6 protein-coding genes, 2 rRNA genes and 1 pseudogene (1 of these 9 only partly in view) are annotated in these 13115 nt (G+C 62.3%); 8 read left to right on the top strand and 1 reads right to left on the bottom strand.

All coding sequences use genetic code 11. From position 1 onward, the window contains the following. The 8 genes and pseudogenes from ACTG1P_RS09400 to ACTG1P_RS09365 all read left to right on the top strand — a co-directional run. Positions 1-1537, top strand: a 23S ribosomal RNA gene (locus ACTG1P_RS09400) (it extends 1353 nt beyond the left edge of the window). Positions 1538-1615: 78 nt separating this feature from the next. Continuing rightward, positions 1616-1730, top strand: a 5S ribosomal RNA gene (gene rrf, locus ACTG1P_RS09395). Between the two features lie 183 nt (positions 1731-1913). Continuing rightward, positions 1914-2419: pseudogene (locus ACTG1P_RS09390) on the top strand (NUDIX domain-containing protein). Between the two features lie 132 nt (positions 2420-2551). Then, a complete protein-coding gene (locus ACTG1P_RS09385; protein WP_440001102.1) occupies positions 2552-4714 on the top strand; it encodes an AsmA family protein in 2163 nt (720 codons plus the stop codon). A gap of 145 nt (positions 4715-4859) precedes the next feature. Beyond that, a complete protein-coding gene (locus ACTG1P_RS09380; protein ID WP_440001100.1) occupies positions 4860-6242 on the top strand; it encodes a DUF3404 domain-containing protein in 1383 nt (460 codons plus the stop codon). Further along, positions 6239-6886 (top strand): response regulator transcription factor, encoded by a 648-nt coding sequence (locus ACTG1P_RS09375; protein WP_040067997.1) that lies wholly within the window; start codon positions 6239-6241, stop codon positions 6884-6886. The genes ACTG1P_RS09380 and ACTG1P_RS09375 overlap by 4 nt, the downstream gene beginning before the upstream one ends. Further along, complete coding sequence (locus tag ACTG1P_RS09370) at positions 6883-7716, top strand: DUF2861 family protein (protein ID WP_440001098.1); 834 nt, start codon at positions 6883-6885, stop codon at positions 7714-7716. Before ACTG1P_RS09375 ends, ACTG1P_RS09370 begins: the two co-directional genes overlap by 4 nt. Positions 7717-7824: 108 nt before the next feature. Further along, positions 7825-10017 (top strand): glycoside hydrolase, encoded by a 2193-nt coding sequence (locus ACTG1P_RS09365; RefSeq protein ID WP_440001097.1) that lies wholly within the window; start codon positions 7825-7827, stop codon positions 10015-10017. 90 nt (positions 10018-10107) lie between these two features. On the opposite strand, the gene glnE is transcribed toward ACTG1P_RS09365, so the two are convergent. Continuing rightward, entirely contained in the window at positions 10108-12981 is a 2874-nt protein-coding gene (gene glnE / locus ACTG1P_RS09360) for a bifunctional [glutamate--ammonia ligase]-adenylyl-L-tyrosine phosphorylase/[glutamate--ammonia-ligase] adenylyltransferase (RefSeq protein ID WP_440001096.1), read from the bottom strand. Between the last annotated feature and the right edge of the window lie 134 nt (positions 12982-13115).

Here is a 13115-nt window from a genome sequence, read left to right as displayed (position 1 = left end):
AGGCGTAGTCGATGGGAAGCAGGTTAATATTCCTGCACGACTTGTAATTGCGATGGGGGGACGGAGAAGGCTAGGTGGGCCAGGCGACGGTTGTCCTGGTGAAAGTGCGTAGGTGGTGTTTGTAGGCAAATCCGCAGACACAACACTGAGACACGAGACGAACACACTACGGTGTGGAAGCCATTGATGCCCTGCTTCCAGGAAAAGCCTCTAAGCTTCAGATTACAAGTCATCGTACCCCAAACCGACACAGGTGGTCGGGTAGAGAATACCAAGGCGCTTGAGAGAACTCGGGTGAAGGAACTAGGCAAAATAGAACCGTAACTTCGGGAGAAGGTTCGCTCTTGACAGTGAAGTCCCTTGCGGATGGAGCAGTTGGGAGTCGCAGTGACCAGATGGCTGGGACTGTTTATCAAAAACACAGCACTCTGCAAACACGAAAGTGGACGTATAGGGTGTGACACCTGCCCGGTGCCGGAAGGTTAATTGATGGGGTTAGCGCAAGCGAAGCTCTTGATCGAAGCCCCGGTAAACGGCGGCCGTAACTATAACGGTCCTAAGGTAGCGAAATTCCTTGTCGGGTAAGTTCCGACCTGCACGAATGGTGTAACCATGGCCATGCTGTCTCCACCCGAGACTCAGTGAAATCGAATTCGCCGTGAAGATGCGGTGTACCCGCGGCTAGACGGAAAGACCCCGTGAACCTTTACTACAGCTTGGCACTGAACATTGAACCTACATGTGTAGGATAGGTGGGAGGCTTTGAAGGCGTGACGCCAGTTGCGCTGGAGCCGTCCTTGAAATACCACCCTTGTATGTTTGATGTTCTAACGCAGGGCCCTGAATCGGGCTCGCGGACAGTGCCTGGTGGGTAGTTTGACTGGGGCGGTCTCCTCCCAAAGAGTAACGGAGGAGCACGAAGGTTGGCTAATCCTGGTCGGACATCAGGAGGTTAGTGCAATGGCATAAGCCAGCTTAACTGCGAGACGGACAGGTCGAGCAGGTACGAAAGTAGGTCATAGTGATCCGGTGGTTCTGAATGGAAGGGCCATCGCTCAACGGATAAAAGGTACTCCGGGGATAACAGGCTGATACCGCCCAAGAGTTCATATCGACGGCGGTGTTTGGCACCTCGATGTCGGCTCATCACATCCTGGGGCTGAAGTCGGTCCCAAGGGTATGGCTGTTCGCCATTTAAAGTGGTACGCGAGCTGGGTTCAGAACGTCGTGAGACAGTTCGGTCCCTATCTGCCGTGGGCGTTGGATGATTGAAGGGAGTTGCTCCTAGTACGAGAGGACCGGAGTGAACGAACCTCTGGTGTTCGGGTTGTCACGCCAGTGGCACTGCCCGGTAGCTAAGTTCGGAATCGATAACCGCTGAAAGCATCTAAGCGGGAAGCGAGCCCTGAGATGAGTCATCCCTGACCCCTTGAGGGTCCTAAAGGGCCGTTGGAGACCACAACGTTGATAGGTGGGGTGTGTAAGCGCAGTGATGTGTTGAGCTAACCCATACTAATTACCCGTGAGGCTTAACCATACAACACCCAAGAAGTGTTTCGAGCCTTGTAACGAATACGAAACTACTTACATCAGCTTTCACAGATTGAAGAATTTGCCTGGCGGCCATAGCGCCGTGGAACCACCTGATCCCATGCCGAACTCAGAAGTGAAACGCGGTAGCGCCGATGGTAGTGTGGCATTCGCCATGCGAGAGTAGGACACTGCCAGGCACCCAATACAAGAAACCCCGCTCATCGAGCGGGGTTTTTTATTGGCTGCAATCCAGCAAATCGCCTGATAATTGCTCCGTTTTATTCCTCTCCCTTTGAATTCCTCGTCTTCCCAGTCGGTTTCACTCATAAAAAACGGTCGCAACAGCTTAAAATGGCGCTTTATTTCGTCGGAGATAGCCCATGTTTTGTCCAAAATGCGGCGGTCAAACCTTGCAGAGCGTCAGCCCCAAAGAGTTTCGCTGTGGCTGCGGTTTTCATTTTTTCCAGAATGTGGCGACGGCTGTGATGGTGGCGCTTTGCTGGCAGGATGAGGTGCTGGTTGCGGTGCGCGCCCGCAATCCGGGCAAGGGGTTGCTGGATCTGCCAGGCGGATTTGTCGATCCCGGCGAGTCGCTGGAGGGGGCGCTGGTGCGCGAGTTGCAGGAGGAGCTGGGGTTCGATGTCAGCGCTCAACCTTTACCTATCTCGGTTCCTTCCCCAATATCTACCCCTACGATGGCATCACCTATCACACCTGTGACACCTTTTTCACCATCAGGCTGAGTGAAAAACCGGTCATCCAGCCAGCTGACGATGTGGCCGCCTGTCAGTGGTTGAAGATCAGCGATATCCCCTTGTCCCGCTTTGCTTTCGAATCGACGCGCACAGCGATGGCGCGGTTGCAGCAATCCCCTTTGCAAGCCTGATCCCTGCTGATGACGATGGGGATTGGCTGCGACCATCCCTGTCTCATCCTTGTCCGCTTTTGTCCCGCAGACGCCATTCGTCAGACGGTGAGTGGTATAGTCTGCAGTGGATCCGGATTCAAGGAGCATATCGTGAAGAAGATAGTTCTCATCTTGCTCGGCATCGCCGTGGCGGCCTTGCTGGCCATAGTGACGCTGATAAGCCTTATCGACCCCAATCAATTCAAGCCCCAACTGGCTGAACAGGTGCGCAAGAGCACGGGTCGGGAGCTGGTGATGGCAGGGGAGATTGACTGGCGTTTCTGGCCGAGTCTTGGCCTCTCGCTGGAGAAGGTTGCTTTGCGCAATCCGGCCGGTTTTGCCGAGCCTGATCTGGTTCGTTTCGAACAGGGCGAGGCCTCGGTGGCCCTGTTGCCGCTGCTCTCCCATCGTCTGGAGATCGGCAAGGTGACCTTGAGTGGCGCCCATCTCTTTATCCAGACCAAGGCGGATGGCAGCTCCAATCTGAGCGGACTGATCAAAGATGCCACTGCTGATGCAAGCGAACCGGTCGTCCCCGCAACCCCAGCGCCAACCGCTGATAGCAAGCCCTGGCAGATCAGCTTGCAGGGTGTCGCGCTCTCCCAGGCCAGTGCGCTGGTACAGGATGATCGCAGCGGCACCTCGCTGCGACTGGATCGCCTCGATCTCGATATGGGGCAGCTGGCCACCGGTCAGTGGGTACCCGTGACGCTGGCCGCCAAGGGGAGTGCCGACAAGCTCGCTTTCGACGTTAAAGGGCAGACCCAGATCAAGCTGGCGCAGGAGGTGATGGAAAGTGAACTGAAAGATCTGAGCCTCAGTGGCAGCCTGAGTGACCCGTCCCTGCGACTCGACAGTTTCTCCATCAAGGGAGACCGACTGGCCCTTGGTGAGTGGAGCAACCTCACGTTAGCGCTGAAAGGAGCCAAGGTAGAGGGGCAGCAAGCTTCACTGGCTGGCTCGCTGGAAGGAACGCTCAAGGGACGGCTCGATAAAGAGATGAAGCTGGCCGAGCTCTCCGATGTGCTGCTGACGGCAGCGCTGGAAGGTGATGCGCTGCCACGCCCGCAGATGAAGCTGAAACTGGCCGGGTTTGCCCGTGCCGAGCTCGACAAGCAGTTGATTACCCTGAGCAAGCTGGTGATGAGTGCTGATGAGGCGCTACTGAGTGGTGATGGAACCGTGCAGCTTGGCGCTGTTCCCGCAATCAGCTTCGATCTCAAGGGGGAGAAGCTGGATCTCGACAAATGGCTCGCCAAATCGGCACCGACCACACCTGCGCAGGCGAAAGAGGAGAAACCGGCGGCCGGTGTTGCCAATACCGCGGTAAGTGGCAATAAAGCGGCAACCGGCAAGAGCGAAGCCCTCTCCGCGGTCGAACCGGATCTGGGCGCTCTCAAAGGGGTGGATCTGGATGGTCGGCTGCAACTCGGCAGCCTGCGTCTGAAAGGGCTGGATCTCGGTGCTGTCGATCTTCAGGTGGCTCTGGCCAAAGGGCTGCTGACGCTCAAACAGTTCAGCGCGACCGTGGCAGGTGGTCAGGTAAACGCGAACGGGGTACTCGACGCGCGCCAGCAACCCGCCACCTACAAGGTGCACAAACAGGTGGCCGGAGTGAACATTCGTCCCTTGTTGCAGACTCTGGCTCAGAGTGAGCTGCTGGAGGGCAAAGGCGATCTCGATGTGCAGGTGCAAGGACGTGGTCTCTCTGAGTTGGCGCTGCGCAACGGGATGCAGGGCAAGGTTACCTTGAAGCTGAGTGACGGCGCCCTGCACGGCATCAACCTGCCGGAGATGATCCGCGAGGCGCGGGCCACCCTCACCGGCAAGGGAGCCGAGCAGGTGAAGGAGGCGCGCAAGACCGACTTCAGCGCCCTGACCGCCAGCTTCCAGATTGCCGATGGCATTGCTCGCAGCAACGACATCCAGCTCTTTGCCCCAGCCCTGCGGGTCAAGGGCGAGGGGCAGACGGCGCTGGTGCCGGAGAGCCTCGACTTCCTGTTCCTCACCTCCATCGTCGAGAGCAGCAAGGGGCAGGGGGGCAAGGATGTGGACGAGCTGAAGGAGATCACCATTCCGGTGCGGATCGGCGGTCACTGGCAGGCGCCCAGCTACCAGCTCGATGTGAAGGCACTGCTCAGCAACAACAAGCTGCTGGAGGATAAGGCTCGCAAGGAGGCTGAGCGCGGCCTCAAGAAGCTGCTGGGTGACAAGGCCGACAACGATGCCGTCAAAGGGGTGGCTGACCAGCTGCTCAAGGGACTGTTCAAATAGGTGATGGTTCATATGGGCTGGCGGAAGCCGCGCCAATGCTGTTAGCGGTTGACCGGATGTCAGCGCCATTGAAAAATGGCGCTGACATTTTTTATGGCGCAGTGATCTGCTGTGCCTTGATCCGGAGTCATCTCGAGTTGAACCCATGCGCCTGATCCTGCTGCTCTGCTCCCTGATCTGCTACGGCATGGCATCTCCCGTGCTGGCCGGGCCGCTGGCAGATAGCCTGGCGGATGAGCTGGCCAGACTGGCTCCCGAACAGGCGCTGCCTCTTGACGAGGTGCAGCGGCTCGACCGGCGCCTGATTGCTCCCGACTCCCTTCATCCCGCCTGGCAGCGTTATCCGCTGCGCCAGTTGCAGGCCATCTATCGCTATCAGCAGGAGTGCGGGACAGAGAAAGACTTGCCCGCCGAGTGGCTGCCACTGCTGCGGGCGCTTTGTGGCCAAGGGACTACGCCCTCGACCCGCTGGTTTGCCGCACACCCCGTCTATCCGCTGGGCGGCTCCAGTGCGGCGCGCTGGCAGGCTGGTCATCCGGCGGCCGGGCTCGACGCTCTGCTCCATGTGCGGGAGCGGCGTGATCAGCTGGGGCTGCTTGGGGAGCTCGGCGATGACAACCTCGATGCCCTGCTGCGGGGGGGGCGCTGGCTGCTGCAATCGGGTCAGCTCTGGCTGCTTGCCGATGGGCAGTGGCGTCGTTACGGCGCCGGGCAGTGGCAGCCGCTGGCCGAGCGGCTTGGCATGACGCTGGATAGTCGTACCGCTGGTACTTGTGAAGAGCGAGTCGGAGCGATCTGCTTCAATACTCGCCCCACGTTGCATTGGCAGTGGCTGGCGCTGGCCAGCTCTCTTGGTTTCATCCTGCTGCTGGGGTGGGCCAGCTGGCAGCGCTGGCTCCTGCTGCGGGAGCGGCGTGTCGCATTGCAGATGCTGACCCACGAGCTGCGGACCCCCATCATGGCGCTCTCCGGCATCAGCGAGGAGCTGCGCCACGATTTCGACCGGCTGCCCCCTTCCGCCCAACAGAGCGTGGGGCAGCTGCTGGGCAGTGTCGCCCGCCTGCATCAGCTGGCGCAGGCCAGTCGCCACTATCTGGCGGCTGAGACTCTGGAAGATGAGCGGGTGGCGGTCAGTCTGGCCGAGTGGCTCACCCTGGCTTGCGAGCGGCATGACGCCACCTTCTGCCTTGAGCGGGAGATGACTCTGGCGCTCCCCTTCTACTGGCTCGATCTCGCCCTCGACAACCTGCTGCGTAACGCCAGCCAGCATGGCCGCGCGCCGGTTCGGATCTGTGCCAGCTGGCAGGCGGGGCGTTTGATCCTCGCGGTCAGCGATGGCGGCGAGCTGCTGGGTTACCGGCTCGCCACCCTGCTGCGCCGCGGTGCCCGTGCCGAGGGTTTGGGGCTGGGGCTTGCCATCGTGCGCCATCTGCTGCGCCGTCTTGGCGGGCGCCTCGCCCTATCCGGCCCGCCCACCACCTTCACCCTGACGCTGCCCTGCCAACTCTGGAGCGACCCCGAATCATGAAGACCATTCTGCTTGTCGAAGACGAGGCGCTGCTGGCGGAGAACCTGCAACGCTATCTGACCCGCGAAGGGTATCGCTGCCTCTGGTGCGACACCCTGACAGCGGCGGAGCAGCAGTGGCTGGCGGCGGATCTGGTGCTGCTGGATCGCACCATGCCGGAGGGGGATGCCCTCGACTGGCTACCCCTGTGGCTGGCGCGCAAGGCGCTGCCGGTGATCGTGCTGACCGCCAGGGTGGAGGTGAGCGATCGGGTGGCTGGGCTCGATGCAGGGGCGCGCGACTACCTGACCAAGCCCTTCTCCCACGATGAGCTGCTGGCGCGGATCCGGGCTCAGCTGCGTCAGCTGGGGGATGGCACTCAGGCGGTGGGCGGCTTGCAGCTGCATCCCGCCCGGATGCAGGCGAGCTGGCAGGATGCGGAGGTGAGCTTCACCCCCACCGAGTTTGCCTTGCTCACCCTGCTGGTGCGAATGGCGGGGCGGGTACTGAGCCGGGAGGAGATCCTCAACCGGGTGTGGGGCTATCAGGCGTTCCCCTCCACCCGCACCGTCGATACCCATATTCTGCAACTGCGCCAGAAGCTGCCCGGGTTGGCCATCGAGACGGTGCGCGGCATCGGCTACCGGCTGGAGGTGCCAGCGTGAAGCGTGCAACGCTGGCTGGACCGCTGTTGGCTCTGAGCGTCGGCTTGCTAAACGCAAGCTGCGTGATGGCAACCGAACGCCTCCTGGACACCGAACGCGCCGACCCGCTGCAACCGGCTACCTTGGCGCTGTTGCAGGGGGATAACCGGCACGCCTGGCAATCTTTGCAGCAGGCTTGGCCTGCGCTCAACAGCGATGCCGAGCGCCGTAGCTGGCAGGGGATGCTGGCCGCGCTGAGTGCCCAGCACTGCGGCAAGGATTTCCCGCTGACTCTGCCTGATGGGGTGAGCGAGCTGCGCCTTGAGCTGATCCAGCGCGATGCGCCGCTGCTGCGGGATTATCGGGTGCAGTTGACCGGGGAGGGGTCCATCACCGCCGCTGAACTTGTCGATCCCGCTGGCCGTGACCGACTGGCAGGCGCCCAGTGGGAGGCGGAAGAGAATAAAGGGGTCAGGGTCGTGGGAGCCGATCTACCGACGCCTTTGCCAGCCGGACTCTATCAGCTGCGGCTGGCGGTGGCGGGCAAGGAGTGGCAGGTGGCGCTGCCGCTGCCTGCGGTGCAGGATCTGGACTGGCTCTCCCGCTCGCCGCTGGCGGTGGCTAATCCCCCCGCCAATCCCGTTTCCTGTACGCAGCTCTGGCTCGATCAGGCGGTGCTGGCCCGCCCGCAATATTCCCTGCTGTGGTGGAACCGTCTGCCTCTCGATGGCAAGGTGGGTTGGCCTGCTGCCACGCCCGACAGCTGGCGTACCCTTTCGCTGGTGCAGACCAGTCAGCGTGGCCAGCTGGTGTTGCAGCTGAGCCACAGTCAGGCGGGGCCAGTGGATTAATGCGCATCGTGATAGGCAGGTGCCCGCAATCCTGACATTGGCCTGACAATCGCAGGCGGCCGATCTGCTGAAATGGCGATTCCCTTGTCTTATCAGGAATCACAGACCATGACTCTTCTTCCCGTGCTAACGAGCCGGATCCGCCCGCTGCTGCTGTTGGCGCCGCTGTTCTCCCTGCCTGCCGAGGCGCTGACCCTGGCCAACGAGCAGTGGCGTATCGAGCTGGATCCCGCCACTCTGGCAGCCGAGGCTGTGCTGCCATCGGGCCAGCACTTGGCCATCTCTTCCCCCGGCCCGCGCCAGCCGGTCACCGCCTTGCAGCAGGAGGGGGAGCGCGCCAGCTGGCTGACCCGTGCCGATGGCGAGGTGCGGGCGTTGGCTCGCCTTGAGGGCAACCGCCTGATCCTCACCCTGAGCCGCGCGACCACTGGCGAGCTGGTATGGCCGCGGGTTCCGGCAGGGGCACAGGCGCTGATGCTGCCGATCCACGAGGGATTCCGCATTCCGGCTACGCACACTGCGTGGCGCAAGGCGCTGGCGCAGGAGTATCAGGGGATCAACACCACGGATAATCTGACCCTGCCGGTGGTTGGGCTGGATCACGGCGATCAGCAGTTGGCGATCCTCTTTGCCAACCCTTTCAACAACCGGCTCACCTTTGCTCCGAAGCAAGATGGCATTGCCCTCACGGCGACCCACAGCGTCAATCGCCTTAATCAGGCTGACCCCTATGAGGTGGAGGTATCGCTGCAGCCAGGCAACGACTGGCTGGCGGCGGCCAAGGCCTATCGCAGCTGGTTGCAGGAGCGGGGCGAGCTGGTCTCGCTCGAGAGCAAGCTGGCGGCGGTGCCGGATGGCAAACGGCTGATCGGTGCCTCTCACCTCTACCTTTGGGGCGAGCGACTGCTGGTGCCACAGGATGTGAAGAGCTGGCCCGCTCTGCGCCGCCTGATCCCCGCCGACTGGCTCAAGGGTGAGAGCAAGAGTGCGCTGCAAGCGCCCGATCTGGCCCGCAACCGCTACCTGCAAAATCTGGTGCTGGCCGGGGTAGAGCAGGCGCTCGCGCTGCGCCATCCGGGTCAGCAACCGGTCGATTTCAGCGCCCGGCGCGCACTGGCAGCAAGGCAACTGGGCGCTGCGCTCAACGATCCGCAAAGCTGGGGTGATGGCAGCTCGGCCAAGATGATCGCCGCTCTCACGCAGGCTGGCTTGCCCAGACTCTGGCTGGGGCTGCCCCAGTGGACCGCCGGCTTTGCCGCGCCAGAGGGGATTAAACTTGCCAAACAGGCGGGTTATCTCATTGCACCCTACGACTCCTACGATACCGCGTTGCCGGAGGGGAATCGCCAGCAGAGCTGGCTCACCGCCCAGATGGGGCAGGATATCTACCTGCGCTGCGGCATCATGCAGGAGAACGGACGGCGCAAGAGCGGCTTTCAAAACAGCGGCGTCTACACCAATCAGGCTTGCGTGCGCCCGGTGATGGAGCAGCGCGTGCCCTGGGTGCAGCAGGCGAGCCACTACAACAGCTGGTTCCTCGATGTGGCGGCGACCGGCATGGTGTTTGACGACTTCGATCCGGCCAAGCCGACCACTCAGGCGCAGGATGCGCAGAACCGGATGGCGGGGATGGCGTGGATTGCCAAGAGTCAGGGTGTGCTGGTGGGCTCCGAGGAGGGCGGGGCGGTAGCCAATCGCACCGCTGCCTTTGCCCACGGCCCCCAGACCAGCGGCTTTGGCTGGCAGGATCCCGATATGCGCCGCAACAAGCGATCCCCCTACTATCTGGGGGCCTGGCATCCCGACTATCAGCCCGATTACTTCTTTCGCCAGAGCCACCTAAAACCTGAGTATCAGGGGCTCTACTTCGATCCGGTGCTGCGGCTACCGCTGTTCCAGAGTGTCTTTCACGACAGCATAGTGACTACCCATCACTGGACGATGGACAGCCTCAAGTTCAAGGAGAGCCGCCAGGTGACCGAGCTGTTGCAGCAGCTCTACAACGTGCCGCCGCTGCTCAATCTCAGTCTGGATAGCGCCAGCGTGCGCATTCCTTACCTCAAGGGGCTCGATGCCTTCTTCCGTCCGCTGCATGAGCGGCTCTACAACCAGCCGCTAACCGGTTTTCGCTGGCTCGATAAAAGAGGTGTGGTGCAGCAGAGCCAGTTTGCCGATGGCACTCGACTGATAGCCAATTTCGGCCCGGCCACCGAGCTGGCAGGGATCAAACTGGCCGCTCAAAGCGTGTTGGCGCTGCTACCCGATGGCAGGCAGTTGCAGTTTGTCTCGCTGCACGATTGAGTGGCTGTGCACTAATCGACAGCGATAGAGACGATATGGGCCCGCCTGAAGCAATTCAGGCGGGCCCTTTCTCATTGCCACTGGCGGGAATTACTCCCCCAGCAGGGTTTGCCAGACGGCGAGGACATGGCTGCGCTCACTCTGCAGCTGAGCGTCGCTTACCTTGCGGGAGATCTCCGAGAGGTTGAGGCGATGGCCGAGGTTGCGGATCTCCAGATAGGCCTGCTTCAGCCCCTCCGCCTGCTCCAGCGTCAGCACCCCCGCCATCACGCACTCGTCGAAGATGCGCACGTTATCGGACCAGCGGGTGAGGGCATCGGGCTCGCCGCAGGCGTGGGCCAGCACCAGATACTGGGCGATAAACTCGATATCCACCATGCCGCCGGGGGACTGCTTGAGGTCGAACTCGCCAGCCCCCGCTTTCAGCAGGTGATCCCGCATCTTGTGGCGCATCTCGCGCACCTCGCGGGCCAGGCTCGGCAGCTCCCGCTCCTTGGCCAGCACATCGCGGCGGATACGGGCAAACTCGGCAACGATGGCATCATCGCCATAGATGGGGCGGGCCCGCACCAGCGCTTGATGTTCCCAGGTCCACGCCTCGTTTTGCTGATACTGCTCATAGGCCGAGAGGGACGAGACCAGCAGGCCGGAGTCGCCGGAGGGACGCAGCCGCATATCGATCTCGTAGAGGATCCCGGAGGGGGTTCGGGTGCTGAACAGGTGCAGGATCCGCTGGGCCAGACGCAGATAGAACTGGCGGCTGTCGATGGGCTTGCGGCCATCTGTGTAGCTGTTGGGGTCGCCGCCGTGCAGGAACACCAGATCGAGATCCGAGCCGTAACCGAGCTCGATGCCGCCCAGCTTGCCGTAGGCCACCACCGCAAAGCCGCGCTGATCGCTCACCGCCACCTCGGGTGGCACCCCGTAGCGCTCGCTCATCTGGGCCCAGGCCTGATTGACCACCTCTTCGGTGATCGCCTCCGCCAGCCAGGTGAGGTGGTCGCTCACCTTCATCAGCGGCAGGGCGCCGGCGATATCGGCCGCCACGATGCGCAGCAGCTGCACCTGCTTGAACTGGCGCAGCGCCTCCATCTGCTGCTCCACGTCCTCTTCGGGGATGCGCAGCAGGAACTGGCGCAGTTGGGGCTTGTACTGATCGAGCGGGGTGGGGTGGTAGAGGTGCTGGGGATCGAGCAGCTCATCCAGCAGGATAGGGTAGCGGGCCAGCTGTTCACTCACCAGATGGCTGGCGTCGCACAGCCGCACCAGCTGGCGCAGGGCACCCGGGTTTTCCGCCAGCAGCTGCAGATAGGCGCTGCGGGTGAAGATGCGGGTCAGCAGCTCGCACACCCGCTCGAACAGGCGGGCAGGTTGCTCGCTGGCGACCACCAGCCGCAGCAGCTCCGGCATCAGCCAGTCCAGCGCGATGCGCCCCTGCGGGCCGACCTGACGGCGCTTGTACTCCTCCTTGAAACGCAGTAGCGCGGCGCAGAGCGGGGCGGGCTCGGCCACTCCCTGCGCGGTCAGCAATTTTTCCAGCTCGGCGGCGTCGAGCTCGGTGCGCCAGAGATCGAGCCAGAGCTGCTCCAGATGGGCGGGTGCCTCTTTCTCTTCCCCCACCACGGCGGCGAACTCCTGATGGACGGCGGCCATCTCCTCATCAAGATGAGTCATAAAGGCAGCCCAGTCGGTAAAGCCGAGGGCGGCGACGAGCCGCTGGCGATCCCGCTCCTCGGTGGGCAGGGTCTGGGTCTGCTGATCGCCGATCTCCTGCAAGATGTTCTCGACCCGGCGCAGGAATCGATAGGCATCCAGCAAGCGATCGCAATGGGCAGATTCGAGGGCGCCACATTGGGCGATGGCGGCCAGCGCTTCAGGCAGGTGGCGCACCCGCAGTGCCGGTTCGCGCCCGCCGCGAATAAGCTGCAGCGCCTGGGCGATAAACTCCACTTCACGGATGCCGCCAGCCCCCAGCTTGATGTTGCCCTCCAGCCCCTTGCGGCGCACCTCGGCGGCGATCATCGCCTTCATCTGGCGCAGGCCGTCGATAACGCCAAAGTCGATATAGCGGCGAAACACGAAGGGGCGCAACATTTCGGCCAGCTCCACAGCGTGCTCGCACTGGGGCCCCAGTACCCGCGCCTTGACCATGGCGTAGCGCTCCCAGTTGCGACCGTGGTGCTGGTAGTAATCCTCCATGGCGGCGAAGGAGATGGCGAGCGGCCCCGCATCGCCAAAGGGGCGCAGTCGCATATCGACCCGGAACACCTGACCATCCTGGGTGGGCTGGTGGAGGGCGTTGATGATGCGCTGACCGAGCTTGATGAAGAACTGCTGGTTGGCCAGCTCGCGCCGCCCGCCAACCGTGTAGCCGTTTTCGGGGAAGGTGAAGATAAGGTCGATATCCGAGGAGAAGTTCAGCTCGCCGCCCCCGAGCTTGCCCATGCCGAGGATCAGTAGCGGTTGCGGATTACCGTTGCCATCCATCGGGGTGCCCAGCTCGCTGCACTGTTTGGCGTAGAGCCAGTCGCGAGCGGAGCAGATGAGGGCATCTGCCAGTTTGGTGAGATGGATAAAGCTCTCTTCCACTTCAGAGTGGCCCAGCAGTTCGCGCCAGGCGATCACCAGCATGCGGCTGCGGCGGAACTGGCGCAGGATGCGCTTGAGCGCCTCTTCATCGCTTACCTCGGCGAGCAGGGCGGTCAGATCGCGCTGGTAAGCGGGCCAGCGTTCGGTTCGTTCGAGATCACCGGAGGCGAGCAGCTCGGTCAGCAACGCCGGCTGTTTGAAGAGGGAGTCGGCGACAAAATCGGAGAGGCCGAGCAGGGTCAGCAGGGTCTGGCGAACCGGCTCGGGTTGCGCGCCATAGTCGGGGGTCAGCTCGACCAGACGCTGCCATTGGCGCTCGGCCTGTTCTTGCAGCAGGGGGGAGAGGGCGGAGAAAGAGGGGGAGTGCTGGGCCACGGTTGCCGTCCTTGTGGTTAACGAAACTGCCGGATAAAAAGCTGGCTGCCAATCTAGCACTGTCAGGCCCCCGCGTCACAGCGCAGGGGCGAGAAGCATGATCCGGCAAATAAAAATGGGCTCCCTGTCGGGAG

The organism is Aeromonas sp. 11P (assembly GCF_051920165.1).
Lineage (GTDB): Bacteria > Pseudomonadota > Gammaproteobacteria > Enterobacterales > Aeromonadaceae > Aeromonas > Aeromonas veronii.
This window is presented reverse-complemented; position numbering and strand designations above follow the sequence as displayed.

Excerpts from the sequence above, each read along its gene's own strand:
- ACTG1P_RS09380 (WP_440001100.1), top strand. The coding sequence starts at position 4,860 with ATGCGCCTGATCCTGCTGCTCTGCTCCCTGATCTGCTACGGCATGGCA.
- ACTG1P_RS09365 (WP_440001097.1), top strand. The coding sequence starts at position 7,825 with ATGACTCTTCTTCCCGTGCTAACGAGCCGGATCCGCCCGCTGCTGCTG.
- ACTG1P_RS09375 (WP_040067997.1), top strand. The coding sequence starts at position 6,239 with ATGAAGACCATTCTGCTTGTCGAAGACGAGGCGCTGCTGGCGGAGAAC.